Origin of the sequence: Bradyrhizobium sp. NP1 (assembly GCF_030378205.1) — a bacterium.
Taxonomy (GTDB): domain Bacteria; phylum Pseudomonadota; class Alphaproteobacteria; order Rhizobiales; family Xanthobacteraceae; genus Bradyrhizobium.
Window position 1 is genome coordinate 6,867,920 of sequence record NZ_CP127385.1, and the last position, 24,608, is coordinate 6,892,527.

Genomic DNA, 24,608 nt, shown 5'->3' on the forward strand with positions numbered 1-24,608 from the left:
GCATCCCGTCTTCGCGGCCGCTGCGGCCGCCCGCATTAACGAAGCCCTAACCAGGTGTGCGCGACCGCCCTTGACCGCGCACCCGGTTTTCCGGACCTGAAGCCGCCCATGGACAAGGTTGAGTGTGTCGTCATCGGCGCTGGCGTGATCGGCCTTGCGGTCGCGCGGCGGCTTGCCCAGGCCGGCCGCGAGGTGATCGTGCTCGAGGCGGCGGAAGGCATCGGCACGGTGACCTCCTCGCGCAACAGCGAGGTGATCCATGCCGGCATCTACTATCCCGCCGGCAGCCTGATGGCGCGGATGTGCGTGGCCGGCAAGCAGGCGCTCTACCGCTACTGCCGCGACCACGGGGTCGCGCACAAGAACTGCGGCAAGCTGATCGTGGCGACGACGCCGCAGGAGACGGAGAAGCTTGCCGCGATCCGCGCGCATGCGGAAGCCAATGGCGTCGCCGACATGCAGACCCTGCCGGGCGAGGCCGCGCGCGCGCTCGAGCCCGCGCTGAAATGCGACGCGGCGCTGCTTTCGCCCTCGACCGGCATCATCGACAGCCATGCCTACATGCTGGCGCTGCGCGGCGACGCCGAGGACGCCGGTGCCGCCTTTGCCTTCCACACACCGGTCGAGCGTGCACGGGCGCGCGAGGGCCGCATCGAGCTCGACGCCGGCGGCGCCGCGCCGATGACGCTGGAATGCCGGCTCATGATCAACGCCGCGGGGCTGTCGGCGCCGGCGGTTGCCCGCGCCGTCGACGGCATGCCGCTGCCGCTGATTCCGCCGGCCTATCTCGCCAAGGGCAACTACTTCGCCTGCAGCACGCGGGCGCCGTTCTCGCGCCTGATCTATCCGGTGCCGGAGCCGGGCGGGCTCGGCGTGCATCTCACGCTCGACATGGCAGGACAGGCGCGGTTCGGTCCTGATGTCGAGTGGGTCGACCACATCGACTATGCGGTCGATCCGGCGCGCTCCGAACGATTCTATCCGGCGATCCGACGCTACTGGCCCGCGCTGCCGGACGGCGCGCTGATGCCGAGCTATTCGGGAATGCGTCCCAAGATCGTGCCGCCCGCGGTTGCGCGGCAGGATTTCCTGATCCAGGGGCCGAAGGACCATGGCGTCGACGGGCTGATCAACCTGTTCGGAATCGAGTCGCCTGGACTGACGTCGTCGCTCGCGATCGCCGACCATGTCGGCGACCTTGCCGGTAGCTGACCAGCTGATGCAGTGCGCGCAAACGTCAGCGGCAGCCCGTCAAACGAGCTGCGCGCTTTTGTCTCACGCTGATGGGTGATGCAATCTAGTGGAGGGTGTCGTCGGAGCAGTGCCTGAGCCGCTCGATCTGGTCCTTGACCATCAATTTCCGGCGCTTCAACTCAACAATTTGCAGGTCGTCTGTTGAAAGGTGAACGAGTGCTTCGTGCAATTCGTGTTCGAGGCTTTTGTGTTTCCGCTCCAATTCAACCAGATGTGCCTGAATTGTCATTCGAAACCTCCTCGGTAGGGACAACCTTCGGATTCGATCCGGGCGTTTGAGTGTACACAACTGGCCTCAACTGTCGATGGGGATCGCAGGGACGCAATGTCAGATTTGGCGCTGCATGTGTAACGATCCGTGAGGATGGAACCGCCCACCGTGCCGAACGCAGCGCCGAAAATTGCAGCGTCCTGCTGCACCCGCACACGGGCGACACACGAACATCCGCGCGGTGCAGGCGATCGCGCCGACCGCCATCTTGTTAACCGTTGCGGGAGGCGGCGCGCGCTCTCACGATCGTGCTGCGCGCTCAACGGATTTGCTTGCGAGCCGCGCGGCGCGGCGCGATATTCTCCACAGGCTTTCCACAGCCCTTCGCAACCTCATCGCGTTTATCGGCTAATCTGCATCATGACCAGGGATGATGAGCGCGAACTTCAAGCCGAGTTGGCGCGGCTGCAGCAGGAACACCGCGATCTCGATGCGGCGATCGATGCGCTGCATCAATCGCCCGCGCCCGACCTGCTGCGGTTGCAGCGCATGAAGAAGCGCAAGCTGCAGCTTCGCGACCGCATCGCCTTCATCGAAGACCAGATCACGCCCGACATCATCGCCTAGGCGCGAAGGTCTGGAAGTTCTCGTCATTTGTTCCACGTAGATGATCGAGTGTGCATGTCCTGTTCGTGGGCCTTGACTCCTCAAGAACAAAAAGAGAACATTTGTCATCCCCGCCTCAGCCCGGAGCTTCGTCATGTCCACCCTGTCAGCCTCCGCCTTGTCCGCGTCAGACGCCTCGGCACCGTTCGACAACAATCGTTACGAGCAGGCCTGCGATCAGGCGATCGCGATGTGCGACGGCAATCTGCGCAGCACCATCAAGGCGCTGATCATGGCGAACGAATATCTGGAAACGGAACTGGAGGAGTTGCGCAGTGCGATCGCTTCCGGCTGCATGCCGATCGAGGCGCCCCCGCCGCGCGAGAGCGGCACGGCGGCCTGACCGGCAGGCGGCTCAGACTCCAGGCCGGGGGGGCGCAGCAGGCGGGGGGCGCGACCAGGCCCCCTTCAGGTTCCGTGGCCAGCTTCGTGGCGGCGCTGCGCCTTGCGCACATACATCGCGCGATCGGCCTCTTCGAGCACCGCCTGCGCGTCCGAATGCACGCCGAGCAGCGCCACCCCCGCCGACGCGCCGGCTGAAACCTCGCTGCCGCGGAAGGCGAAGCGCAGGCCATCGATCGCCTGTTCCAGCGCCGCCGCCTTGGCGCGCGCATCGGTCTCGCTCAGGTTCCAGAGCAGCACCGCGAATTCATCGCCGCCAAGCCGGCCGATCACGTCGGAGGAACGCGTCTGGCCCGACAGCACGCCGGCGACCGCCTTCAGCACCTCGTCGCCGGCGGCGTGACCGAAGGCATCATTGATCGGCTTCAGGCGGTCGACATCGAGCACGACGAGCGCGCCGCTCGCATGGTAGCGCTTGATGTAGGCGATCGAGCGCGTCAGCTCGCGCTCGAAACCGCGGCGGTTGAGCACGTCGAGCAGGAAGTCGGTGTCGGCCGAGGCGCGCAGCACCTCGATCCGCCGCAGCGCTTCCGCGAGCTGGACCTTGAGCTTGCGGATGGTGTGCTTGGCGCCGTCAGGGGCGGCCTGGGAGCGGCGGGCGGAAACGGCAGCGTTCCGCGCGGGGGTCACCTTGCCGGCGGCCCCGTTCTTGCGGCGCCTGGCGCCGCGCGGCGTGGCCGCCCTGGTCCTCTTTTTGGTGGGCATTGCTCTGAAGAGTTGGTTAAGAAGGCTTGCTTGGATTTACCAAGACAGGATAGTCCATTCCCTTCCCCTTGCCACGCGTTGCCGCAATCGGGCCAGACCCTATAATCCGGCCTATGCTTCTGGATTCCATCGCAGAATTAAAACCATGACCGCCCCCGTCGCCATCATCATGGGAAGCCAGTCGGACTGGGAGACGATGCGCCATGCCGCCGATACGCTCGCCGCGCTCGGCGTTGCCTGCGACAAGCGCATCGTGTCCGCCCATCGCACGCCGGAGCGGCTGTTCGCCTTTGCCCGGGGCGCCAAGGCGTCCGGCTTCAAGATCATCATCGCCGGCGCCGGTGGCGCTGCGCACCTGCCGGGCATGACCGCTTCGCTCACCGAGCTGCCGGTGTTCGGCGTGCCCGTCGAATCCAAGGCGCTGTCCGGGGTCGACTCGCTCTACTCCATCGTGCAGATGCCGGCCGGGGTTCCGGTGGGAACGCTGGCCATCGGCAAGGCCGGGGCGATCAACGCCGCGCTGCTCGCCGCAAGCGTGCTCGCGCTCACCGACGCCGCGCTGGCAAAACGGCTCGCCGCCTGGCGCAAGCAGCAGACCGATGCCGTCGAGGAGCGCCCGGAGGAATCGGCGTGACCACCATGATCGAGGCTGCGACGGCCGACCGGGTGAAGCTGAAGCCGGGCGATACCATCGGCATTCTCGGCGGCGGGCAACTGGGCCGCATGCTGGCGCTGGCGGCCGCACGGCTCGGCCTGCGCTGCCAGGTGTTCTCGCCGGACCCGGATTCGCCGGCCTTCGACGTGGTGCTGAACGCGGCCTGCGCGGAATATGCCGATGTCGAGGCGCTGGAGCTGTTCGCCAACGATGTCGACGTCATCACCTATGAATTCGAGAACGTGCCGGCGGCAGCCGCGATGATCCTCGCCGCGCGCCGTCCGGTGCTGCCGAACCGCAAGGTCCTGGAGACCACGCAGGATCGGCTGGCGGAGAAGGATTTCGTCAAGCGGCTCGGCATCGGCACCGCCGCCTATGCCGACGTGACCTCGGCCGCGAGCCTGCATGCAGCGATCGCCAAGATCGGCCTGCCCGCGGTGCTCAAGACCCGCCGCTTCGGCTATGACGGCAAGGGCCAGGCCATCATCCGCGAAGGCGACAATTTCGATCGTGTCTGGGCGGATATCGGCACCAAATCCGCAATCCTGGAAGCCTTCATTCCCTTCGAGCGCGAGATCTCGGTGATTGCGGCCCGCTCGGCCAACGGCGAGGTCGAATGTTTCGACGTCACCGAGAACGAGCATCGCGACCACATCCTCAAGATGTCGCGCGCGCCGGCCGCCATACCCGACGCGCTGGCGCTGGAGGCGCGCCGGATCGCCGAAGCGATCGCGACCGCGCTCGATTATGTCGGCGTGCTCGCGGTCGAGATGTTCGTGCTCGAGGACGAGAGCGGGCCGCGCATCCTGGTCAACGAGATCGCACCGCGGGTGCATAATTCCGGGCACTGGACGCTGGACGGCGCCTCGATCTCGCAGTTCGAGCAGCACATCCGCGCCATTGCCGGCTGGCCGCTGGGCAAGCCGGTCCGGTACGGGGCGGTCACCATGACCAACCTGATCGGGGACGAGGTGCTGGACTACGAGAAGTGGCTGACGGTCCCCGGCGCCACCGTCCATCTCTACGGCAAGGGCGCGCCGCGGCCGGGCCGCAAGATGGGGCATGTGACCCAGGTCGAAGCCGATCCAGCCCAAAAATAGCCGCTGAGATCAAAAAAGCTCGAATTTGCGGGCCAAAGTCGCGTGAACGGCGCGCTCTTCGGTGGACAATTCGGCTTTTGTCTGATACATCCGCGCGCTCAAGGTTAAGGGCATGGCCTTTCGCCAACCCTTTGGCTTTACCAGATTCCAATCCGATTGACTTAAAAGAGGATGCCGCGTGCAGGTTCTCGTTCGCGATAACAATGTTGACCAAGCCCTCAAGGCGCTGAAGAAAAAGATGCAGCGCGAGGGCATTTTCCGCGAGATGAAGCTCCGCGGCCATTACGAGAAGCCCTCCGAGAAGAAAGCCCGCGAAAAGGCCGAAGCCGTGCGCCGCGCGCGCAAGCTGGCGCGCAAGAAGCTGCAGCGCGAAGGCCTGCTGCCGATGAAGCCGAAGCCGGCATTCGGTGCCGGTCCGGGCGATCGCGGCGCTGGCCGTGGCGGCGCAGGCGCAGGTCCCCGCGGTCCGCGCTGATCGGTATCTGAAGTTTTTTGAGCTGAGAACGCGGGCACCGAGGCCCGCGTTTTTTTATGCAACGGCCGCTTCACCCGAAAGGCTGCGGCCGGTTCGCCCGGCCACATTCAGTCAGCCGGTTCAGTTGGTCGTGTTCTTCGGCAGCACCGCGTTGAACATCGACTTCGCCGCCGACAGCACGTCGTCCGCAACATTGGTATTGGCCCGGCGCGGCGGTGCGGCGTCGGCCGCGGCTTCCGCACGCAGGTCCAGCGGCGGCGCGGGCGGCGGCCCAAGCGGAATCTCAGCCGGCGGCGTCGGGCGGACCGTATCGTCGCGACGCCCATCGGACGGCGCGGCGGGCACCGCCAGTGCGGGGTTCGACACCACGACCGGTGGCGGCAGTGGTTGCGGCTGCGGCTGGACGGGCGAGGCCAGCACCACGCGGGGTGTCTCCTGACCGCGCGGCTGTTCCGGCGCGCGCGCCGCCTGCTGCTTCGACGCACCCTCTCCGCCGCGCAGACGCTCGATCGCGGCGCGCGCCAGGTCGGTGGCGTCGCGGTGTTCTTCGGGCGCAGCGGTCGCGGTTTCCGTCGGGACAGCAGGGGCAGCCGCAGGCGAGGTCGCGACCGGCGCGGGAGCGGGCGTACCCGTGATCTTGGCCACCACCCGCTCGCGCAACGACGGCTTCTTGCGCGCCTCGGCCGGCGGGATGCTCGCGGTCTCGGACGGTTTCTCGGCTTGCTTGTCGGCTTGCGGCTTGTCGGCCTGCGCCTTTTCCACAGCCTTCTCGGTCGCGGTCGCCGCGCCTTCGGAGGCGGATTTCTCGATCAGGGCGCGCTCGGAAATGCCCTTGGCCTTGACGCCGGGCGCGGGGACGCCGGCAACGTCGGCGGATTTCGCGGCCGAGGCGGGATCAGCCTTCTTCGGATTGGCGGTCGATACGGCGGCGGAAGCCGGCGCGTCGGTCGCCGGCTTGGTGTTGATGTAGTGGTTAACGATGTAGGCGCCGATCACGGTCGCAGCCACGGAGGGCAGGATGTCGACCGTGAATTTCTTCAAATAGTTCAGCATCTCGACCACTCCCCGGCACGGCTTGATGCGGGAACTTTGAGGCACATTCAGGGATCAACTGCGACAGATCGGAGGCAATTGGCTGAACGGCCCCGTTCACGGTTTCAGCTCCACTTCCAGAAACACGATTTCGGTTGACGTTTCGTTGAGCACGTCATGCTCGACGCCTGCCTTGCGGAAGTAGGATTTGCCAGCGCCGAGCTGGGTTTTGGCGCGGGTACCATCGGGTGCCACGATGGTCATTTCACCCGAGGTCACCGGGACGATCACATAGTCCATCTCGTGGATGTGATGGCCGGTGGCGCTGCCCGGCGCGAGCCGCCACTGGGTGACGCGGACCTCTTCGGTGTCGACCTGGACCTCGGACCTGGCGCTGAGCATTCCCACTCCCTCCCCACGGCATGATTGCGGAAAAACATCATGCCAATCAAACAGCTAACCGTACAGCGATTCGGGCCTGAGGCCCTCGCCTCACGGCACGAATACCATGAACAGGAACAACGCGAACACCACCATATGCACCATGCCGAACAGGATGTTGGTGCGGCCGGTGCCGAAGGTGAGCAGGCTCAGCATGAACGTCAGCAGCAGGATCAGCATGTGCTGGTTGCTCAACCCGAGCACAAGCTGCTTGTCGAGCGCATAGGCGGCGACCGCCACGGCCGGAACCGTGAGCCCGATGGTGGCGATCGACGAGCCGAGCGCAAGGTTGATGCTCTTCTGCAGATCGTTCTTGCGGGCCGCCGACACCGCGGCGACGCTTTCCGGTAGCAGGATCAGGATCGCCACCAGCACGCCGGCAAAAGCCGCCGGCGCGCCGATCTTCACGGTGACGATGTCGACGACAAGCGAGAATTTCTTGGCCAGCAGCACCACCGCGAGCAATGCGACGAGGAGCAACGCGATGCTGATTGCCAGCATGCGGTTCGACATCACCTCGCCGTGCGCAGCCGCCTCGTTGGCGCCGCTGACGAAATAGTCGCGGTGGCGGATGGTCTGGGTATAGAGAAACACCCCGTAAAGCAGCAAGGTAACGGTGCTCACGACGGCGAGCTGGGCGGTGGAATAGACCGGCCCCGGCGCCGTCAACGTGAAGTTCGGCATGTCGAGCGTAATGGTCGCCAGCACGAACAAGACGCTCAGGTAAAGGTTGGCGCCGGTGATCTGAAAATCCTGCTCGCGGTAGCGGATGCCGCCGATGAAGATGCAGAGCCCGACCAGGCCGTTACAGACGATCATGACGACGGCAAACACGGTGTCGCGTGCCAGCGTCGGGGCCGGCGTTTCGCCGAGCATGATGGTCGAGATCAGCGCCACCTCGATGACAGTGACCGCGAGCGTCAGCAGCAGCGTGCCGAACGGCTCGCCGATCCGCTCGGCGATCATCTCGGCGTGATGCACGGCCGCGAATACCGTGCCGAACAGGACAATCAGCAGCACGGCCGCGAACAGCCACCCGCCGGCCGAGGGCGCGAACGAATAGCCGCTGGCCGTCACGGCTCCGAACAGCGCCATTCCCAGCGCCGGAAACACCCACGCCGAGCGCGGCATCGGACCGTGTTCACTCATCCGGACAACCCCCTGGAAATGTCAGGGCCGAACTATGCGGCAAGCGGTCATCCTTTCAAAGGCCCGATGAAGCGCCTGACCACCTCGATCGCGCCGTAATTGCCGAGATCTTCATGGCCGCCGCCTTCGAAGCGGACGAATTGCTTGGGCTCGTTGGCGAGCGCAAACAGCCGCTCGCCGAAGCGAAACGGGATCGCGGGATCGGCGGTGCCGTGCATGATGAGGAGCGGCGCGGTGACGCGGCCAATGCGCCGGTCGGAATGAAACTGGTCCCGCATCAGGAGGCTGACCGGCACGATCGGAAACATCGACGCGGCGACATCGACGGTGGAGGTGTAGGGCGCCTCCAGGATCAGCCTTGCGACCGGATGCTCGGCCGCGACCGCGACCGCAACGCCGGTGCCGAGTGAAAAGCCCCAAACCACGATCCGCGTCGAGTCGTAGCGCGCCGACGCGAAGGCATAGGCGGCTTCCGCATCAAGCAGCAAGCCCCGCTCGCCGGGATCGCCGCTCGAGCCGGCATAGCCGCGGAAGGACAGCGCGACGATGCCGGTGCCGTCGGCGATCAGCGTACGGAAGCGGCCGAAGAAGCCCGCGAGGAAATCGCCATTGCCGTGAAAGTAGAGGATCACGGGGTGACCAGGCTTTGCCGGCACGTGCCAGACGATGACCTTTTCTCCGTCGGAGGTGGTCAGGACATGTTCTTCCGCCACGGCGAAGCCTGCGGCCGCGGGCGCGACCCGCGCTTTGGTCGGGACGGGAAACAGCATCGCGCGCTGGGCGAAAAACAGCACGAGGAGGCCGCAAACGTAAAACGCGAGGACGACGATCAGGCCCCATTTGAGGATCGTCATGGCTCTATCGCTTGCGATTGCCCTTGAGCAGCTTCTCGACCTCCGGCTTTATGCCTTCCGGGATCGCGCGGCAGCCGCAGGCTCTCGCATGCGCGGCGTGCCATTCGATACGCTGCGCCCGCGTCGCCTTCGGCGGCATGCGATGGGACCGGTGCCACTCCCTGTTCAGGGCCACGGTCCCCTCGCATCTCTCACATCGCCTTGACGATGCTCTCGGTCACCTTCTTGGCATCGCCGAGCAGCATCATGGTGTTGTCGCGGTAGAACAGCGGATTGTCGATGCCGGCATAGCCGGAGGCCAGCGAGCGCTTGATGAACATCACCGTGCCCGCCTTCCAGACCTGTAGCACCGGCATGCCGTAGATCGGCGAGGTCTTGTCCTCTTCAGCGGCCGGGTTGGTGACGTCGTTGGCGCCGATCACGAAGGCAATGTCGGCCTGGGCAAATTCCGAGTTGATGTCCTCGAGCTCGAACACCTCGTCGTAGGGCACATTGGCTTCCGCGAGCAGCACGTTCATGTGGCCGGGCATGCGGCCGGCGACGGGGTGGATCGCGTATTTGACCTCGACGCCCTCCTTTTTCAGGAGGTCGGCCATCTCGCGCAGCGCGTGCTGGGCCTGCGCCACCGCCATGCCATAGCCGGGCACGATGATGACCTTCGAGGCGTTCTTCATGATGAAGGCCGCATCGTCGGCCGAGCCGAGCTTTGCAGGCTTCTGCTCGCCGCTGCCGCCGCCGGCCGCCGCGGTCTCGCCGCCGAAGCCGCCGAGGATCACCGAGATGAACGAGCGGTTCATCGCGTGGCACATGATGTAGGACAGGATCGCGCCCGACGAGCCGACCAGTGCGCCGGTGATGATCAGCGCCGAGTTGCCGAGCGTGAAGCCGATGCCGGCGGCGGCCCAGCCCGAATAGGAGTTCAGCATCGAGATCACGACCGGCATGTCGGCGCCGCCGATCGGGATGATCATCAGCACGCCGAGCGCAAGCGCGATGATGGTGATGAGCCAGAAGTCGAGCGCGCTGCCGGAGAGAACCAGGCCGACGATGAAGACCACCAGCGCAATGGCGAGCGCGATGTTGATGATGTGGCGGAATGGCAGGATGATCGGCGCGCCGCTCATGCGGGCCGACAGCTTCAGGAACGCGATCACCGAGCCGGTGAAGGTCAGGGCGCCGATGGCGACGCCCAGCGACATCTCGACCAGGCTCTGCGGATGGATATGGCCGGGCGTGCCGATGTCGAAGGCCTCCGGCGCATAGAACGCGCCGGCCGCAACCAGCACCGCGGCCATGCCGACCAGCGAGTGGAAGGCGGCGACCAGTTCAGGCATCGACGTCATCGGTACGCGGCGTGCGATCACCGCGCCGATGCTGCCGCCGATCGCGATGGCGACGATGACGAGCAGCCAGGCGACGCCGTCAGCCGGCGGATGCGAGGCGAGCGTGGTGCCCACCGCGATCGCCATGCCGATCATGCCGAGCAGGTTGCCCTGCCGCGAGGTGGCGGGGCTCGACAGGCCGCGCAGCGACAGGATGAACAGCACACCCGCCACGAGATAAAGAAATGCAGACAGATTGGCGTTCATCGACGAGCCCCCTCTCCGGTCATCATCCGCGAAGGCGGATGATCCGGTACCCCGCAACGATCGTATCGAAACGCAGTGTCGCGGCGTCCTGAATGCCCCGCCTGCGCGGGGCATGACGAATTCTGTTCAAAAACCTTCATTCCACTCACTTGGCCTTCTTCTTGTACATCGCCAGCATGCGCTGGGTGACAAGGAAGCCGCCGAAGATGTTCACGCAGGCGAAGACCAGCGCGACGAAGCCGAAGCCGCGCGCCCAGCCCGAGCCGCTGGAGACCATGCCGACGCCGACCGCGAGCAGCGCGCCGACCACGATCACCGAGGAGATCGCGTTGGTCACGCTCATCAGCGGCGTATGCAGGGCCGGCGTCACCGACCACACCACGAAATAGCCGACGAACACCGCCAGCACGAAAATCGACAGCCGGAAGACGAAGGGGTCGACGACCTGCGCGACATGCTCCATGGCTTTTCTCCTTATTTCGGCTGGAAGTTCGGATGGACGACGGCGCCGTCCTTGGTCAGCGCGGTGGCCTTCACCAGCTCGTCGTCCCAGTTCACGGCGAGCGCCTTGGTCGACTTGTCGACCAGTGTCTCGATGAAGGCGAGCAGGTTGCGCGCGTAGAGCGCGGAGGCGGACGCAGCAACGCGGCCCGCGACATTGGTGTAGCCGACGATCTTGACGCCATCGACCTCGGCCACCTCGCCGGCCTTGGCGCCCTCGACATTGCCGCCGCGCTCGACTGCAAGATCGACAAGGACCGAGCCCGGCCGCATCGATTTCACCATGTCGCTCGAGACCAGCCGCGGCGCGGGCCGCCCCGGGATCAGCGCGGTGGTGATGACGATGTCCTGCTTCTTGATGTGCTCGGCGGTGAGCGCGGCCTGCTTGGCCTGGTACTCCTTCGACATCTCCTTGGCGTAGCCGCCGGCGGTCTGCGCGTTCTTGAATTCCTCGTCCTCGACCGCGAGGAACTTGGCGCCGAGCGATTCGACCTGCTCCTTGGTCGCCGGCCGCACGTCGGTCGCGGTGACGATCGCGCCGAGCCGGCGGGCGGTGGCGATCGCCTGCAGGCCGGCCACGCCGACGCCCATCACGAACAGCTTGGCGGCGGGCACCGTGCCGGCCGCCGTCATCATCATCGGGAAGGCGCGGCCGAAGGCTTCGGCCGCCTCGATCACGGCGCGATAGCCGGCGAGATTGGCCTGCGAGGACAAGACGTCCATCACCTGCGCGCGCGTGATGCGCGGCATCAATTCCATGGCAAACGCCGCGACGCCGGCATCCGCGATCGTCTTCAGCGCCGCCTCATTGCCGTAGGGGTCCATGATGGCGATCACGAGCGCGCCGCGCTTGTAGTTGCCAAGCTCGGAGGCTTCCGGCCGCTTCACCTTGATGACGATGTCGGCGTCCTTTGTCGCATCGGCGGCAACCGTCGCGCCGACCGCGGTGAAGTCGGAATCCAGCAGGCCCGACTTGATGCCGGCACCCGGCTCGATGGCCACCTCGGCGCCCAGCGCCTTCAGTTTCTTCACCGTGTCGGGCGATGCCGCGACCCGCGGCTCGGACGGATCGATTTCCTTGGCAACGGCAATCTTCATGAGGCCTCCGGCGGCGCAAGATGCGCGCTCAGACTAGCGCCAGTTCCGCAGGGACGGATAGCAGTTTGCGGCTGGCGCTTGTACAAACGGTCGGACGTCGCGACGCGTTGCGCGGCGCCCGAATGGAATTTTCAGGTGAGGAAAATCGCCATCAGGATGAGGATGAGGGCGACGCTCGCGCTGCCGTATTTCACGAGCTTGATGAAGCCCTCATAGGTCGCCTCATGCTCGGCATAATCGTTGCCGTCGGCGGTCGTGTAGGCCACTTCGCTATGGTCTGCCATGGCTGTCCCCAGTCAGTAATCGGTGTGCGTTCCGGGGTCGAATTAGCGCAAACCGAATGGCGGGGCAACGGCATGACTAGGACCTTTGCCCGCCTATCGGCTCATTCGCGCGGCCAATTGTCCCGAATCCATCTGGTGAGTCCTTCTTCGTTCACCTCGCCTGCCGCCAGCGCGAGGATCATGGCGGCCGCATCGGCCTCAGGCACGATGAAGTCGATGCCGTTGACGCCGAGAAACGTATAGAGCGCCAGCAGCGATGTCCGCTTGTTGCCATCGACAAATGGGCGATTCCGCGCGATGCCGAAGGCATAGGCCGCAGCCAGCTCGGCGAGCCCTGCGCGTTCGTAGGACCATCGATTCTTTGGCCGGTCGAGCGCCGACTCCAGCATGCCTTCATCGCGCAGCCCTCGGGCGCCGCCATGGATCGCAAGCTGCTCGTCGTGTATCGCGACAATGATCTGCCGGGTGAGCCAGAACGGCTCGGTCATTTGGCCAGCTCGGCCAGCGCGTTGTGATAGCGCTTCATGCCGCGCCGCGCGACTTCCATCGCCTTCTCGAAATCCGGGTCATGCGGGGTGAGGACGAAACCGCCACCCGGCTGATCGACCACGAACAGCCGGTCGCCTTCCTTAAGGTCCAGCCGCGCGGCCGTCTCTTTCGGCAATATGAAACCGATGGAATTGCCGATCCTCCGGACCTGCAAGGTCTTGGATTCAGCTTTCTGATCTTTGGGGGCATCGGCCATGGCGCAACTCCGTTATACAGAACGTATAACACACCCTCATCGCCCGTTCAACAGATGTTTTACGCCAACCTTGCTCAGCCCATCGATTCCAGCTCGTCGATCATCCCCGCGATGACGGACAGCCCGCCGTCCCAGAACTTCGGGTCCCTGGCATCCAGCCCGAACGGCTTGAGCAGTTCGGAATAGTGCTTGGTGCCGCCGGCCGCGAGCATTGCCAGGTAACGCTCGGCAAAGCCTTCCTGCGCGTGCTCATAGACCGCATAGAGCGAGTTCACGAGGCAGTCGCCGAAGGCATAGGCGTAGACATAGAACGGCGAGTGGATGAAGTGCGGGATGTACATCCAGAAATTCTCGTAGCCGGGGCGGATCTCGATCGCGGCACCCAAGCTCTCGCTCTGCACCGACAGCCAGATCTGGCCGATGCGCTCGGCGGTCAGCTCGCCGTTCTTGCGCTCGGTGTGGATCGCGCGCTCGAAGGAATAGAACGCGATCTGCCGCACCACCGTGTTGATCATGTCCTCGACCTTGCCGGCAAGCAGCGCCTGGCGCTGCTTCGGATTTTTGGTCTGCCCGAGCAGCCGCTTGAAGGTCAGCATCTCGCCGAACACGCTCGCGGTCTCGGCCAGCGTCAGCGGCGTCGGCGCCATCAGGGGACCGTTCCTCGCGGCCAGCACCTGATGCACGCCGTGACCGAGCTCGTGCGCGAGCGTCATCACGTCGCGCGGCTTGCCCTGGTAGTTCATCAGCACGTAAGGGTGCGCCGAGGGCGTGGTCGGATGCGAGAAAGCGCCCGGCGCCTTGCCGGGCCGCACCGGCGCGTCGATCCAGCGATCGGTGAAGAAGCGCTCGGCGATGGCGGCCATCTCGACCGAGAAGCCGCGATAGGCCGACAGCACCATGTCCCTCGCCTCCGGCCAGGCGATGGAGCCGGTCGCGGCAAACGGCAACGGCGCGTTGCGGTCCCAATGCGGCAGCTTCTTCTTGCCGAACCAGCCGGCCTTCAGCCGGTAGTAGCGGTGCGACAGTTTTGGATAGGCGGCGCGCACCGAGGCCACCAGCGCATCGACCACCTCGCGCTCGACGCGGTTGGAGAGATGGCGGGAATCCGCGACATCGGCAAAGCCGCGCCAGCGGTCTGAAATGTCCTTGTCCTTGGCAAGCGTGTTGGTGACCAGCGCAAAGGTGCGCTCGTTGGCCTTGAAGGTCTTCGCCAGCGCTTCGGCCGCTACCTTGCGCTTCTTGCCGTCGCGGTCCTGCAGCAGATTCAGCGTCGGCTCGATCGCCAGCTCCTTGCCTGCGACCGTGAAGCGCAGCGCCGAGATGGTCTGGTCGAACAGCCGGTTCCAGGCCGAATAGGCGGTCTGCGATTTCTCGTGGAACAGCTGCTCGATGCGATCCTCGAGCTGATACGGCTTGTCCTTGCGCAGGTCCTCGATCCAGGGCCGGTAATGCGCGAGCTCCGCTGCCTGCATCGCCCGCTCCAGCACGGCATCGTCGATGCGGTTGAGCTCGAGCGCAAAGAACAGCAGATGCAGCGACGCCGCGGTCAGCCGTTCGGAAACGTCGCCATAGAATTTCGAGATCGCGGGATCGACGCTGTCGCCGGCATGGATGAGGCCCGCATAGGACGAGAGCCGTCCGGCGAGATCGTCGATCGCCTCGTAGCGGCGCACGGCGGCCGCCAGCCATGGGCCGCCGCCGTCCCGGTCCGTGCCCTCGGCGAGCCGGCCCTTGTAGTCGGTCTCAAACGCGACGCAATCGGCGTCCAGTCTATCGAGGTCGCGCGCCACCTCCGGCGCGTCGATGCCGGAATAGAGGTCGGCGAGATTCCACTCGGGCAATTTGCCGACCTTGGCCGCAGGCACCGGTTTCGCCGCAGCCTTCGCGATGGTCTGCCTGGCGACGGCCTTCTTGACCGCGGTTTTTCCGGCTGCGGCTTTTTTGGTGCTGTTGGACTTGGAGGCGGGCTTGCGGAGAGCAGAGGTGGCGCGCGAAATCATCGTGATCGAAACCTGTGTTCAAACGGACGGCGGGAGGCCGACGCTTAAGAGGGCGTTAAGCGGCTTCCGCCAGAGTGCCCCGATTCGAGACAGATAGTTGTAGCGTGCGGGGAAAGCCATGGCTGCCACCATTTTGATCGCCGACGACGACGCGGTACAGCGCCGCCTGGTCGAAAACATGGTGCAGAAATGCGGCTATGAGGCCGTCATCGTCGACGGCGGCGACGCCGCGATGGCGGCGCTGACCGCCGCGGACGGACCCGCCATCGACGCAATGGTGCTCGATCTGGTGATGCCCGGCCTCGACGGTATGGGCGTGCTCGCAAAAATGCGTGAAGCGGGCCTTTCCGTCCCTGTCATCGTGCAGACCGCGCATGGCGGCATCGACAATGTGGTCTCGGCGATGCGCGCCGGCGCCCAGGATTTCGTGGTCAAGCCGGTCGGCATGGAGCGGCTGCAGGTCTCGTTGCGCAACGCGCTCAACACCTCCGCGCTCAAGGGCGAATTGCAGCGCATCCGCCACTCGCGCGAGGGCCGGCTGACCTTTGCCGACATCATCACCCGCAGCGAGGCGATGGCTGGCGTGCTGCGCACCGCGCAGAAGGCGGCAGGCTCGTCGATTCCCGTGCTGCTCGAGGGTGAATCCGGCGTCGGCAAGGAGATGTTCGCGCGCGCCATCCATGGTTCTGGCGAGCGCAAGTCAAAGCCCTTCGTCGCGGTCAATTGCGGCGCGATCCCCGACAATCTCGTGGAATCGATCCTGTTCGGCCACGAGAAGGGCGCCTTCACCGGCGCCACCGAACGCCACACCGGCAAGTTCGTCGAGGCGCATGGCGGCACGCTGTTCCTCGACGAGATCTCCGAATTGCCGCTCGCCGCGCAGGTCAAGCTGTTGCGCGCGCTGCAGGAAGGCGCGGTCGAAGCGGTCGGCGGACGCAAGCCGGTCAAGGTCGACGTGCGCATCGTCTCCGCGACCAACCGCAGGCTGCTCGATCGCGTCAAGGCCGGGCAATTCCGCGAGGACCTGTTCTATCGCCTGCATGTGCTGCCGGTGACCATCCCGCCCCTGCGGGCGCGGCGCGACGACATCCCGCATTTGCTGCGACATTTCCTCGCGCGCTTCGCGGCGGAGGAAAACCGCGCGATTTCCGGCATCACCGGGGAAGCGGCGGCGCACCTCGCAACGCTGGACTGGCCCGGCAACATCCGCCAGCTCGAGAACGCGGTCTATCGCGCCGTCGTCATGAGCGAGGGCGATCAGCTCGGCCTCGCCGACTTCCCGGTCGCTGCGGCGCATCCGCCGCTTGCGCCGGAGGCCCATCACGAGCCGCTGGTGATCGCGCCCGCGATGCCCGCCATGGTGTCCGGTAATGAAATACCTATAGCGCCGCTGCCCGCGAACGGCACGCTGAGCATGCTGACCAGCGCCGGCGAGGTGCGGCCGCTCGAGGAGATGGAGAACGAGATCATCCGGTTCGCGATCGCGCATTATCGCGGCCAGATGTCGGAGGTCGCCCGGCGGCTGAAAATCGGGCGCTCCACACTCTACCGCAAACTCGATGAGGCTACCGCGACCGACGAGACGGCCTCAGACGACAGCGCGCAAACCGGCTAGGTCGCAGCGGTCGGATTGTGGCGCTTCGGTGTCGGCCAAGCCTCGCGGAATAGGCTTCAGTCGTGCCTGATCCTAAGGATGTCCGGAACATTCGAACCGTGACCCGGAAGTGACAGACAAAATGCAGTCAGCGTGGCAAAAACGCGCAGTCCGAGTGCAAAGCGTTGGTTTTGAGGTCAGTTTGTCGTGAGTACCCCCGCATGGCGCTGGCTGCATGAAAGGGGCTTATGTATCGTCTGCGTTGACTCGTTGCGTGCAGGCGTGGCGATCCAAAAAAGGGCGGGCGTTTTCACCAAAACCTTGACCGACAAACTTCACGGAACTGCTCCTGGCCGGGGCGGTTTCACCCCAGAGGTGTGACGACAATGCGAGACTGTTCGACTAACCGCGGCGGGTTCGACCGCGTCCTGATGGCCGTCGCCGCGACCTTCCTTACAGTGTCTGCAAGCTCTGTGCTCGCCCAGGATCAGGCGCGCAGCTCCGCCGCCGAGCTCGCCATCGAAGCCGCCGTTCCGATGCCGGAGCCTGCCAACGTCCCGCCGCCGACCGCGAGCGATTTCAAGATGGACGCGACCGCGTCCGTGCCTGATGCCGCGAAGACCGACGCGCCCAAGATCGACACCAGCAGGATCGATACAAGCAAGACCGAAGCCGCGAAGACGCCGGAAACCAAACCGGCCGACGTGGCGACCACGCCCGCAAGCGATGCCGCCAAGACCAACAGCGCGGCTACGCCTTCCGCTACGCCGGCCGAGCCGCCGAAGGATGTCGCCAAGCAGCCCGCGCCCGAGCCGGTGAAGGCCGCAAGCTCGGTGCCGGCAGCCGACCAGCCGGTCGCCGAAAAGCTGAAGGATCTGTATGCCGCGAAGTCGCAGCGCTATTTCGACCGCAAGGCCGAGCGCGCGGCGGTCGAGAAGTTTTATACCGCGCGCGACTTTGCGCCGGTCTGGACCCAGGCAGGCAGCCTCACCGAGAGCGCCAAGGGTGTGATCGCGCGCCTGAAGGACGCAGCCTCCGAAGGCCTCAACGCGGCCGACTATCCGGTGCCGGATTTCAAGGCCGCCACCACGCCTGACGCGCTTGCCGACGCCGACCTCAAGCTGACCGCGAGCATGCTCGACTATGCGCGCCAGGCGCAGAGCGGCCGCATGCACTTTTCGCAGGTGTCCGGCGACATCCAGTATCCGGAGCACCCGACCGATCCCACGGAAGTGCTCGCCAACGTCACGGGCGCAAAGGACGCCTCCGTCGCGCTCGACGGCTACAATCCGCCGCAGAAGCTCTACAAGGAGCTGAAGAAGAAGCTCGCCGAATTGCGCGGCCAGGGCGAAGGCCCCGTGGTGCAGCTCGCCGATGGTCCGGCCCTTAAATACACGCCCGCCCGCGGCAAGAAGCAGGCGGAAGTCGTGATGGAAGACGAGCGGGTGCCGCAGCTTCGCGCCAAGCTCGGCGTCAGCGAAAATCCCGACGACACCCATTACGACGCCAAGGTCGCCGACGCAGTGCGGAAATTCCAGGAGAACGCCGGGCTGAAGGCGACCGGCGTGCTCGATGACCGCACCGTTGCCGCGATCAACAGCCCGAAGCGCGACAAGCAGATCGACACCATCCTCGTCAACATGGAGCGCTGGCGCTGGCTGCCGCGCGACCTCGGCGCGCCCGGAATCGGCGACGCCTATGTCATCCTCAACATCCCCGACTACACGCTCAAGGTGATGCAGAACGGCGGCCAGGTCTGGACCACGCGCGTGGTGACCGGAAAGCCCGGCGTCCATGCCACGCCGCTGCTCAGCGAGACCATGAAATTCATCACGGTCAACCCGACCTGGAACGTGCCGCCGTCGATCATCTACAACGAGTATCTGCCGGCGCTGCAGCAGGATCCGACCGTGCTGGAGCGGATGGGCCTGAAGCTCGAGCGCGGCCGCGACGGTTCGGTGCACATCTCGCAGCCGCCGGGCGAGGCCAATGCGCTCGGGCGCATCCGCTTCAACTTCCCGAACAAGTTCCTGGTCTATCAGCACGACACGCCGGACAAGTATTTGTTCGCCAAGGAAGAGCGCGCCTTCAGCCATGGCTGCATGCGGGTGCAGAATCCGGACCAGTACGCCTCCGTGCTGCTCAACATCGCCATGCCGCAGGAGCGCTGGACGCCGGAGCGGATCAAGAGCATGTACGGCCGCAGCGAGATCGACCTGAAATTCCCGACCCCGATCCCGGTCAACATCACCTACCAGACCGCCTTCGTGGATGACGCCGGCAAGCTGCAATTCCGCAAGGACATCTACGGCCGCGACGCCACCATGATCGCGATCCTGAAGAATGCCAGGGGTCGCGACCTCGAGAACGTGGTCGCGCATGCGCAGCCGAGCTATTCGCGCCCGCCCGGAAGCAGCCTGCCGCCCGGTGTCGCCTTTGCCAGCGACAACACCTTCTCCTCGGGCCCGTCGTTCTTCGAGCGCCTGTTCGGCGCGCCGACGCCGCCGGCCCCAGTCGGTGGACGCCGCCTCGTGCCGCCGCGCCGGGTGATCACCCGCTAAGCTACGGGGCCGTCCTCGGGCGGCCCGGCTTTCTCGTAAATTCTTCATCAAAATCAACGATCTCGCCTTCGGGCGAGGTCGTTTAACGTTAACCATTGTCCACCTGGTTTCGGGCGGAGGGCACTTTTTCGCCACACTCGGCGGATTAGGTTAAGACCAACTTGGGGGCGGGAAGGTAAACCTCGGTTAACCCTCCCGCTTTAAGAAAGCGTTCATCCACTTTCGCATCGGGGTTTAGCGAAAGAACCGGTCGAACGCTCCGCGATTTTGGGTGGGCTTCCATAGTGCTGACTGGCTCCGCGCGCCGCTTCAATGGGCTGTCGCTATCCAAAGCAGGCTTCAAGGCCGGCTGCTGCGGTGGCTTGACGTCGCTCCTGCTGCTGACGGCCGCCGGCTCTGTCCATGACGCGACCGCGCTGAACGAGACCCGCACCCTCTCCTTCCATCACACCCATTCCGACGAAGACCTCACCGTCACCTTCAAGCGCGACGGCCGCTACGACGAAGAAGCGCTGAAGAAGATCAATCACTTTCTCCGCGACTGGCGCAGCCAGGACGAGACGGTGATGGACCGCCATTTGTTCGACATCATCTGGGAAGTCTACCGCGACGTCGACGGCAAGGCGCCGATCCAGATCATCTCCGCCTACCGCTCGCCCGCCACCAACGCGATGCTGCGCCGCCGCTCCGCGCATTCGGGCGTGGCACGCTACAGCCAGCACATGCTCGGGCACGCGATGGACTTCTACATTCCCGGCGTGCCGCTCGAGCAGATCCGTTATGCCGGGCTGCGCCTGCAGCGCGGCGGCGTCGGCTTCTATCCGACCTCCGGCTCGCCCTTCGTCCATCTCGATACCGGCAGCATCCGCCACTGGCCGCGGATGACCCATGACCAGCTCGCCAAGGTTTTCCCCGACGGCCGCACCGTACACGTCCCGACCGATGGCGTACCGCTGAAGGGCTATGAGCTGGCCCGCGCCGACATCGAACGCCGCGGCAATGGCGACGATGCCGCCACCATCAGCAAGCCGGGAAGCTTCCTGGCCAGCCTGTTCAAGGGCAAGGCGAACGACGACGAGGACGAGGCCGCAAGCGCTCCCGCCGCCGGCGAAAAGCCCGCGCCGACCAGTGTGGCCGCCGCTGCGCCCGCGAAGACGGCTGATCCGGTGCCGGTGCCGCGCGCCAAGCCGCAATTGGGCGGCACGCTGCAGCTCGCCTCCGCCGACGCGCAACTGGTCCAGCCGCCGAAGCCGCAGCCCAAGGCGGCCGCAGCGCCTGTCGCCGCAGCAGCCGAGCCGCAGACGCCCGCCGACATCATCAACGCCCGCGGCTTCTGGGATAACCCGCCTGCGCCGCAGCAGGCGACGCCCGCCCAGATCTGGGCGCGGAAGGCACGCGAGGCGCTCGCGGCCTCCGATCCGCAGCCGACCGCGAGCGTGTCGTCCTCGCCCATGCAGGCGCTCGCCTACGCGCCGGCCGCGACGTCCGCCGTTGAGCGCGGCAATGTCGTGGCCGCGAGCGCGCCGATCCCGCGCGGCGCCCGCCCGGCCCGCAATGCCGACACCGCCTCAACCGAGATCAACACGGTCGCGGCCAAGGGCCCGCAGGGCGGCGGCATCGCGCTGGCGACGCGGCTGTCGGCCGGCAAGGCCGACGATCTCTGGATGCGCATCGTGATGCTGGCGCCCAGCGCAAGCAGCGCGATGTCGGTGACGATGCTCGGCGATGCCGACATGACCCAGATGCGCGCCTTCTTCGTGAAGCCGCAGGCCGCGATCACGATGGGCTTCGCCGACGACCCGATGATGGGCATGAGCTGCGATCGCTTCTCCGGCTCCGCCACCGCGACGCTCGCGACCACCTCGTTCGTGGTGCGCACCGCGGCGCTGCGCTGAGCCTGCACTTTCCGCTAATTTCGCTATCGTCCTCGCGAACGCGCGGACCCCCGATCACAGGCGCGCGCGACAGGCACGCTGCGGTCCCAGCGCACTTCAACGACAGACATTTGTGATGATGGATCCCGGCCGTGCGCCGGGATGACATCGCCGATGTGGCGAGCCTCCGAGGCTATGGCGTTTTCGAGCGAAGTGGATACCGGTTCGCGTGAAGAAAACGCGTCAGGACGAGAGCCTGGAGCCTCACAGCATTCCCAGCGCCTGCATGTAGGTCTCGACGATGGTTTCCTGCTCCTGGCGCTCGTTGGCGTCCTGCTTGCGCATCCGCACGATGGTGCGCAGCGCCTTGACGTCGAAGCCGTTGCCCTTGCTTTCCGCATAGACGTCGCGGATGTCGTCGGAGATCGTCTTCTTTTCTTCTTCCAGGCGCTCGATCCGCTCGATGATGGCCTTGAGCTGATCCTTGGCAAATCGGGTCGCGGGCTCTTCCTGGACGGCGGCGGAGGTGGCCATCTGTTACTCCTGTATGGAACTGGCAATTCTGCGCGGGCGAAGGATGCGCGGCGCTCGCGCGCGTGCCCCCTCCTCGCAGGCGACCCTCGTGGATTGGCCGCCTTTCCGTCAAGGCAGCATCACGCTCATCCACAGCGCGCCCACACCTTCGTGTGCGGAATCGAGAAATCCCTTGTCGCGCGAATCAGGCGCCGCGGATTCGCGCAAATCCGCACGCCGGCACGCAGGCCTTGCCGGAAGACTTCAGTGCCCGGGATGCGTCTTCTTCATCGCTTCGAGCGCTTGCGGGCTCGCCGCGGCCTGGTGCTTCTCCTTCCAGATCTCGTAGGGCATGCCGTAGACCGCCTCGCGGCTTTGGTCCTTGCTGAGCGCCACGCCCTTGGCGTCGGCGGCATCCTTGAGCCAGTTGGACAGGCAGTTGCGGCAGAAGCCCGCCAGATTCATCAGGTCGATGTTCTGGACGTCGGTCCGCTCGCGCAGATGCTGGACCAGGCGGCGGAAGACTGCCGCTTCAAGCTCGGTTCGGGTTTGATCGTCGATTGCCATGGTTGCTTCGCTCGCGGTTTGCGACAGGGGGTACGAATGTTAACTAACCCTTGTCATAAATTTTGCCATATCGCAGCGCAAACAAGGCGTTAAGGGCGCTTTTTCGGATCGCGAAAAGTCCCTCCTCCGCCGGTTGACAGCCCCCGCCGCGCCACGCGAAATCGTCAACGAAGTGATATAGGCTTCGCGCGCATATGATGCCCACGAATCGCTCCCGATCCACCCGATTTTCCGTCTCCTGCGCCGCCCTGATCGCGGCGCTTGGCCTGGCCGTGCTTTGCCTGGGGACGAGCCCGGCCGCGGCCGATTTCCGCCTCTGCAACAACACGTCGAGCCGGGTCGGCATCGCGCTCGGCTACAAGGATGCCGAGGGCTGGACCACGGAAGGCTGGTGGAACGTCTCCTCGCGAAGCTGCGAGACCCTGCTGAAGGGAACATTGGTTGCCCGCTATTATTACATTTACGCGCTCGACTATGATCGGGGCGGCGAATGGTCGGGACAGGCCTTCATGTGCTCGCGCGACAAGGAATTCACCATCCGGGGAACCGAGAACTGCCTGGCGCGCGGCTTCGACCGCACCGGCTTCTTCGAGGTCGACACCGGCGAGCAGCGCGCCTGGACCGTGCAATTGACCGATGCGAATGAACAGCCGGCGCAGCAACGCGTACCGGGCATTCCCGGAACGGTCGGACCCGGCGGCAACGTTCCGGGCCTGAACAATTCGCCGGCCGCTCCGGGCCCATCTGGCTTGCCGCCAGCCGCCGCGCCCGGAAACAAGCAATGAGACGGTTGCGGCGGATCAAGATCCTGGCGACGCTGGGTCCCGCATCTTCGGATAGCGCGATGATCCGTCGCCTGTTCGAGGCCGGTGCCGACATCTTCCGCATCAACATGAGCCACACGCCGCATGACAAGATGCGGGAGCTGGTGGCCACCATCCGCAACGTCGAAGGCAGCTATGGCCGCCCGATCGGCATCCTGGTCGACCTGCAGGGCCCGAAACTCCGGCTCGGCGCGTTCGCCGAAGGCTCGGTGCAGCTCCACAACGGGCAGAGCTTCATCCTCGATTCGGACAAGACGCCGGGCGATACGACGCGCGTGCAGTTGCCGCATCCCGAGATCCTCGCGGCGCTGCGGCCCGGACACGCGCTGCTGCTCGACGACGGCAAGGTGCGGCTGATCGCGGAGGAGACCTCGCCGGAGCGTGCGGTGACGCGCGTGGTGATCGGCGGCAAGATGAGTGACCGCAAGGGCGTCAGCCTGCCCGACACCGACCTGCCGATGTCGGCGATGACGCAGAAGGACCGCGCCGATCTCGAGGCTGCGCTCGTGACCGGCGTCGACTGGATCGCGCTCTCCTTCGTGCAGCGCGCCGAGGACGTGATCGAGGCCAAGAAGATGATCCGCGGCCGCGCCGCCGTGATGGCCAAGATCGAGAAACCGCAGGCGATCGACCGGCTCGTCGACATCATCGATGCTTCCGATGCGCTGATGGTGGCGCGCGGCGACCTCGGCGTCGAACTGCCGCTCGAGCGCGTGCCGAGCCTGCAGAAGCAGATGACGCGGCTGGCGCGGCGTGCCGGCAAGCCGGTGGTGATCGCAACCCAGATGCTGGAATCGATGATCCAGGCGCCGGTGCCGACCCGCGCCGAGGTCTCCGACGTCGCCACCGCCGTCTATGAAGGCGCGGACGCCATCATGCTGTCGGCGGAATCGGCGGCCGGCAAATATCCGGTCGAGGCGGTCTCGACCATGAACCGCATCGGCGAGGAAGTGGAGCGCGATCCGATCTATCGCGAGGTGCTGGCGGCGCAGCGGCCGCAGCCGGAAGCGACCGCGGGAGATGCGATCGCCGACGCCGCGCGCCAGATCGCCGAGACGCTCGATCTTCCGGCACTGATCTGCTGGACCTCGTCGGGCTCGACCGCGATCCGCGTCGCGCGCGAGCGGCCAAAGCCGCCGATCGTCGCGATCACGCCGAACCTCGCCACCGGCCGCAAGCTCTCGGTAGTCTGGGGCGTGCATTGCGTGGTCGCCGAGGACGCCCATGACCAGGACGACATGGTCGACCGCGCCGGCAGCATCGCCTATCGCGACGGCTTCGTGCGCGCCGGCCAGCGCGTGATCGTCGTCGCCGGCGTGCCGCTCGGGGTGCCCGGCACCACCAACATGGTGCGCATCGCCACTGTCGGCGGCCCCGAGAGCGAGGCAAAGGGTTAGGCCGGCGCGACGAGTTTTAGCGCACATCTTCCGATTCAAAATATCAAACATTGAGGAGCACGTGAGCTTGCATTCTCGCTGCGCGATCGCGCACGAGTGATGCGAAATTTGTGTCCC

General features: G+C 65.6%; 27 protein-coding genes. 11 read left to right on the plus strand and 16 right to left on the minus strand.

What is annotated here, in order from left to right:
• Window positions 1-108: 108 nt before the first annotated feature.
• On the plus strand, window positions 109-1,212 hold the full coding sequence (locus QOU61_RS33190) for an NAD(P)/FAD-dependent oxidoreductase (RefSeq protein WP_289655388.1): 1,104 nt from the start codon (window positions 109-111) through the stop codon (window positions 1,210-1,212).
• An 85-nt stretch (window positions 1,213-1,297) separates the two neighbouring features.
• On the opposite strand, the gene QOU61_RS33195 is transcribed toward QOU61_RS33190, so the two are convergent.
• A complete protein-coding gene (locus tag QOU61_RS33195) occupies window positions 1,298-1,483 on the minus strand; it encodes a YdcH family protein (RefSeq protein WP_289655389.1) in 186 nt (61 codons plus the stop codon).
• A gap of 402 nt (window positions 1,484-1,885) precedes the next feature.
• Between QOU61_RS33195 and QOU61_RS33200 the strand changes: the two genes are divergently transcribed.
• Both QOU61_RS33200 and QOU61_RS33205 read left to right on the plus strand, forming a co-directional pair.
• Complete coding sequence (locus QOU61_RS33200) at window positions 1,886-2,092, plus strand: YdcH family protein (RefSeq protein ID WP_289655390.1); 207 nt, start codon at window positions 1,886-1,888, stop codon at window positions 2,090-2,092.
• Between the two features lie 133 nt (window positions 2,093-2,225).
• Window positions 2,226-2,474: a hypothetical protein gene (locus tag QOU61_RS33205; RefSeq protein WP_289655391.1), complete on the plus strand. Its 249-nt coding sequence runs from the start codon at window positions 2,226-2,228 to the stop codon at window positions 2,472-2,474.
• 65 nt (window positions 2,475-2,539) lie between these two features.
• Here the strand turns inward: QOU61_RS33205 and QOU61_RS33210 are convergent, their stop codons facing one another.
• Window positions 2,540-3,238, minus strand: a complete 699-nt coding sequence (locus tag QOU61_RS33210) for a GGDEF domain-containing protein (RefSeq protein ID WP_289655392.1) — start codon at window positions 3,236-3,238, stop codon at window positions 2,540-2,542.
• 145 nt (window positions 3,239-3,383) lie between these two features.
• Here QOU61_RS33210 and purE point away from each other — a divergent pair, with 145 nt between their 5' ends.
• The 3 genes from purE to rpsU all read left to right on the plus strand — a co-directional run bounded on the left by purE (window position 3,384) and on the right by rpsU (window position 5,468).
• Complete coding sequence (gene purE / locus QOU61_RS33215) at window positions 3,384-3,872, plus strand: 5-(carboxyamino)imidazole ribonucleotide mutase (protein WP_289655393.1); 489 nt, start codon at window positions 3,384-3,386, stop codon at window positions 3,870-3,872.
• Window positions 3,873-3,877: 5 nt separating this feature from the next.
• Window positions 3,878-4,993 (plus strand): 5-(carboxyamino)imidazole ribonucleotide synthase, encoded by a 1,116-nt coding sequence (locus QOU61_RS33220; protein WP_289662016.1) that lies wholly within the window; start codon window positions 3,878-3,880, stop codon window positions 4,991-4,993.
• Window positions 4,994-5,171: 178 nt separating this feature from the next.
• On the plus strand, window positions 5,172-5,468 hold the full coding sequence (rpsU, locus tag QOU61_RS33225) for a 30S ribosomal protein S21 (RefSeq protein WP_289655394.1): 297 nt from the start codon (window positions 5,172-5,174) through the stop codon (window positions 5,466-5,468).
• Between the two features lie 120 nt (window positions 5,469-5,588).
• Here rpsU and QOU61_RS33230 read toward each other — a convergent pair whose 3' ends face one another.
• The 12 genes from QOU61_RS33230 to QOU61_RS33285 form a co-directional block, all read right to left on the minus strand.
• Window positions 5,589-6,521, minus strand: a complete 933-nt coding sequence (locus QOU61_RS33230) for a hypothetical protein (protein ID WP_289655395.1) — start codon at window positions 6,519-6,521, stop codon at window positions 5,589-5,591.
• Window positions 6,522-6,617: 96 nt separating this feature from the next.
• Window positions 6,618-6,902 (minus strand): cupin domain-containing protein, encoded by a 285-nt coding sequence (locus tag QOU61_RS33235; protein WP_289655396.1) that lies wholly within the window; start codon window positions 6,900-6,902, stop codon window positions 6,618-6,620.
• A 90-nt stretch (window positions 6,903-6,992) separates the two neighbouring features.
• A complete protein-coding gene (locus QOU61_RS33240; protein ID WP_289655397.1) occupies window positions 6,993-8,090 on the minus strand; it encodes a calcium:cation antiporter in 1,098 nt (365 codons plus the stop codon).
• A gap of 47 nt (window positions 8,091-8,137) precedes the next feature.
• Window positions 8,138-8,944 (minus strand): alpha/beta hydrolase, encoded by an 807-nt coding sequence (locus tag QOU61_RS33245; RefSeq protein WP_289655398.1) that lies wholly within the window; start codon window positions 8,942-8,944, stop codon window positions 8,138-8,140.
• Window positions 8,945-8,948: 4 nt separating this feature from the next.
• Window positions 8,949-9,119: a hypothetical protein gene (locus QOU61_RS33250; RefSeq protein ID WP_289655399.1), complete on the minus strand. Its 171-nt coding sequence runs from the start codon at window positions 9,117-9,119 to the stop codon at window positions 8,949-8,951.
• 16 nt (window positions 9,120-9,135) lie between these two features.
• Window positions 9,136-10,533 carry an NAD(P)(+) transhydrogenase (Re/Si-specific) subunit beta gene (locus QOU61_RS33255; RefSeq protein WP_289655400.1) on the minus strand — a complete coding sequence of 466 codons (1,398 nt, stop codon included), beginning with the start codon at window positions 10,531-10,533 and terminating at the stop codon, window positions 9,136-9,138.
• A gap of 145 nt (window positions 10,534-10,678) precedes the next feature.
• Window positions 10,679-10,996 carry a proton-translocating transhydrogenase family protein gene (locus QOU61_RS33260; RefSeq protein WP_135170766.1) on the minus strand — a complete coding sequence of 106 codons (318 nt, stop codon included), beginning with the start codon at window positions 10,994-10,996 and terminating at the stop codon, window positions 10,679-10,681.
• Window positions 10,997-11,007: 11 nt separating this feature from the next.
• A complete protein-coding gene (locus tag QOU61_RS33265; protein WP_289655401.1) occupies window positions 11,008-12,132 on the minus strand; it encodes a Re/Si-specific NAD(P)(+) transhydrogenase subunit alpha in 1,125 nt (374 codons plus the stop codon).
• Between the two features lie 131 nt (window positions 12,133-12,263).
• Window positions 12,264-12,416: an aa3-type cytochrome c oxidase subunit IV gene (locus QOU61_RS33270; RefSeq protein ID WP_289655402.1), complete on the minus strand. Its 153-nt coding sequence runs from the start codon at window positions 12,414-12,416 to the stop codon at window positions 12,264-12,266.
• A 101-nt stretch (window positions 12,417-12,517) separates the two neighbouring features.
• On the minus strand, window positions 12,518-12,904 hold the full coding sequence (locus tag QOU61_RS33275) for a type II toxin-antitoxin system death-on-curing family toxin (protein WP_289655403.1): 387 nt from the start codon (window positions 12,902-12,904) through the stop codon (window positions 12,518-12,520).
• Window positions 12,901-13,161, minus strand: coding sequence for an AbrB/MazE/SpoVT family DNA-binding domain-containing protein (locus tag QOU61_RS33280; protein ID WP_289655404.1), 261 nt, complete (start codon window positions 13,159-13,161; stop codon window positions 12,901-12,903). The genes QOU61_RS33275 and QOU61_RS33280 overlap by 4 nt, the downstream gene beginning before the upstream one ends.
• A gap of 74 nt (window positions 13,162-13,235) precedes the next feature.
• Window positions 13,236-15,161 carry a M3 family oligoendopeptidase gene (locus QOU61_RS33285; protein ID WP_289655405.1) on the minus strand — a complete coding sequence of 642 codons (1,926 nt, stop codon included), beginning with the start codon at window positions 15,159-15,161 and terminating at the stop codon, window positions 13,236-13,238.
• Between the two features lie 118 nt (window positions 15,162-15,279).
• On the opposite strand from QOU61_RS33285, the gene QOU61_RS33290 reads away from it, so the two are divergent.
• From QOU61_RS33290 to QOU61_RS33300, 3 genes are all read left to right on the plus strand, one after another.
• Window positions 15,280-16,776: a sigma-54-dependent transcriptional regulator gene (locus tag QOU61_RS33290; protein WP_289655406.1), complete on the plus strand. Its 1,497-nt coding sequence runs from the start codon at window positions 15,280-15,282 to the stop codon at window positions 16,774-16,776.
• Window positions 16,777-17,141: 365 nt separating this feature from the next.
• The gene (locus QOU61_RS33295) at window positions 17,142-19,316 is read left to right on the plus strand and encodes a L,D-transpeptidase family protein (RefSeq protein ID WP_289655407.1); all 2,175 of its coding nucleotides are present in this window, start codon (window positions 17,142-17,144) and stop codon (window positions 19,314-19,316) included.
• Window positions 19,317-19,600: 284 nt separating this feature from the next.
• Complete coding sequence (locus QOU61_RS33300) at window positions 19,601-21,211, plus strand: peptidoglycan L,D-endopeptidase MepK (protein WP_289655408.1); 1,611 nt, start codon at window positions 19,601-19,603, stop codon at window positions 21,209-21,211.
• Between the two features lie 243 nt (window positions 21,212-21,454).
• On the opposite strand, the gene QOU61_RS33305 is transcribed toward QOU61_RS33300, so the two are convergent.
• Both QOU61_RS33305 and QOU61_RS33310 read right to left on the minus strand, forming a co-directional pair.
• Window positions 21,455-21,724, minus strand: a complete 270-nt coding sequence (locus QOU61_RS33305; protein ID WP_289655409.1) for a DUF2312 domain-containing protein — start codon at window positions 21,722-21,724, stop codon at window positions 21,455-21,457.
• A gap of 243 nt (window positions 21,725-21,967) precedes the next feature.
• Window positions 21,968-22,270 carry a DUF1244 domain-containing protein gene (locus tag QOU61_RS33310; protein WP_289655410.1) on the minus strand — a complete coding sequence of 101 codons (303 nt, stop codon included), beginning with the start codon at window positions 22,268-22,270 and terminating at the stop codon, window positions 21,968-21,970.
• A 197-nt stretch (window positions 22,271-22,467) separates the two neighbouring features.
• Between QOU61_RS33310 and QOU61_RS33315 the strand changes: the two genes are divergently transcribed.
• Window positions 22,468-23,055 (plus strand): DUF1036 domain-containing protein, encoded by a 588-nt coding sequence (locus tag QOU61_RS33315; RefSeq protein ID WP_289655411.1) that lies wholly within the window; start codon window positions 22,468-22,470, stop codon window positions 23,053-23,055.
• On the plus strand, window positions 23,052-24,491 hold the full coding sequence (pyk, locus tag QOU61_RS33320) for a pyruvate kinase (RefSeq protein WP_289655412.1): 1,440 nt from the start codon (window positions 23,052-23,054) through the stop codon (window positions 24,489-24,491). Before QOU61_RS33315 ends, pyk begins: the two co-directional genes overlap by 4 nt.
• Window positions 24,492-24,608 lie beyond the last annotated feature (117 nt).

What these genes read in the sequence shown, in the direction of transcription:
- QOU61_RS33270 (WP_289655402.1), bottom strand. Translation starts at nt 12,416, where the DNA reads ATGGCAGACCATAGCGAAGTGGCCTACACGACCGCCGACGGCAACGAT.
- QOU61_RS33220 (WP_289662016.1), top strand. Translation starts at nt 3,878, where the DNA reads ATGATCGAGGCTGCGACGGCCGACCGGGTGAAGCTGAAGCCGGGCGAT.
- QOU61_RS33290 (WP_289655406.1), top strand. Translation starts at nt 15,280, where the DNA reads ATGGCTGCCACCATTTTGATCGCCGACGACGACGCGGTACAGCGCCGC.
- QOU61_RS33310 (WP_289655410.1), bottom strand. Translation starts at nt 22,270, where the DNA reads ATGGCAATCGACGATCAAACCCGAACCGAGCTTGAAGCGGCAGTCTTC.
- QOU61_RS33305 (WP_289655409.1), bottom strand. Translation starts at nt 21,724, where the DNA reads ATGGCCACCTCCGCCGCCGTCCAGGAAGAGCCCGCGACCCGATTTGCC.
- QOU61_RS33235 (WP_289655396.1), bottom strand. Translation starts at nt 6,902, where the DNA reads ATGCTCAGCGCCAGGTCCGAGGTCCAGGTCGACACCGAAGAGGTCCGC.
- QOU61_RS33245 (WP_289655398.1), bottom strand. Translation starts at nt 8,944, where the DNA reads ATGACGATCCTCAAATGGGGCCTGATCGTCGTCCTCGCGTTTTACGTT.
- QOU61_RS33265 (WP_289655401.1), bottom strand. Translation starts at nt 12,132, where the DNA reads ATGAAGATTGCCGTTGCCAAGGAAATCGATCCGTCCGAGCCGCGGGTC.
- pyk (WP_289655412.1), top strand. Translation starts at nt 23,052, where the DNA reads ATGAGACGGTTGCGGCGGATCAAGATCCTGGCGACGCTGGGTCCCGCA.
- QOU61_RS33280 (WP_289655404.1), bottom strand. Translation starts at nt 13,161, where the DNA reads ATGGCCGATGCCCCCAAAGATCAGAAAGCTGAATCCAAGACCTTGCAG.
- QOU61_RS33295 (WP_289655407.1), top strand. Translation starts at nt 17,142, where the DNA reads ATGCGAGACTGTTCGACTAACCGCGGCGGGTTCGACCGCGTCCTGATG.
- QOU61_RS33260 (WP_135170766.1), bottom strand. Translation starts at nt 10,996, where the DNA reads ATGGAGCATGTCGCGCAGGTCGTCGACCCCTTCGTCTTCCGGCTGTCG.
- QOU61_RS33210 (WP_289655392.1), bottom strand. Translation starts at nt 3,238, where the DNA reads ATGCCCACCAAAAAGAGGACCAGGGCGGCCACGCCGCGCGGCGCCAGG.
- QOU61_RS33240 (WP_289655397.1), bottom strand. Translation starts at nt 8,090, where the DNA reads ATGAGTGAACACGGTCCGATGCCGCGCTCGGCGTGGGTGTTTCCGGCG.
- QOU61_RS33285 (WP_289655405.1), bottom strand. Translation starts at nt 15,161, where the DNA reads ATGATTTCGCGCGCCACCTCTGCTCTCCGCAAGCCCGCCTCCAAGTCC.
- purE (WP_289655393.1), top strand. Translation starts at nt 3,384, where the DNA reads ATGACCGCCCCCGTCGCCATCATCATGGGAAGCCAGTCGGACTGGGAG.
- QOU61_RS33195 (WP_289655389.1), bottom strand. Translation starts at nt 1,483, where the DNA reads ATGACAATTCAGGCACATCTGGTTGAATTGGAGCGGAAACACAAAAGC.
- QOU61_RS33190 (WP_289655388.1), top strand. Translation starts at nt 109, where the DNA reads ATGGACAAGGTTGAGTGTGTCGTCATCGGCGCTGGCGTGATCGGCCTT.
- QOU61_RS33230 (WP_289655395.1), bottom strand. Translation starts at nt 6,521, where the DNA reads ATGCTGAACTATTTGAAGAAATTCACGGTCGACATCCTGCCCTCCGTG.
- QOU61_RS33315 (WP_289655411.1), top strand. Translation starts at nt 22,468, where the DNA reads ATGCCCACGAATCGCTCCCGATCCACCCGATTTTCCGTCTCCTGCGCC.
- QOU61_RS33275 (WP_289655403.1), bottom strand. Translation starts at nt 12,904, where the DNA reads ATGACCGAGCCGTTCTGGCTCACCCGGCAGATCATTGTCGCGATACAC.
- QOU61_RS33200 (WP_289655390.1), top strand. Translation starts at nt 1,886, where the DNA reads ATGACCAGGGATGATGAGCGCGAACTTCAAGCCGAGTTGGCGCGGCTG.
- QOU61_RS33205 (WP_289655391.1), top strand. Translation starts at nt 2,226, where the DNA reads ATGTCCACCCTGTCAGCCTCCGCCTTGTCCGCGTCAGACGCCTCGGCA.
- QOU61_RS33255 (WP_289655400.1), bottom strand. Translation starts at nt 10,533, where the DNA reads ATGAACGCCAATCTGTCTGCATTTCTTTATCTCGTGGCGGGTGTGCTG.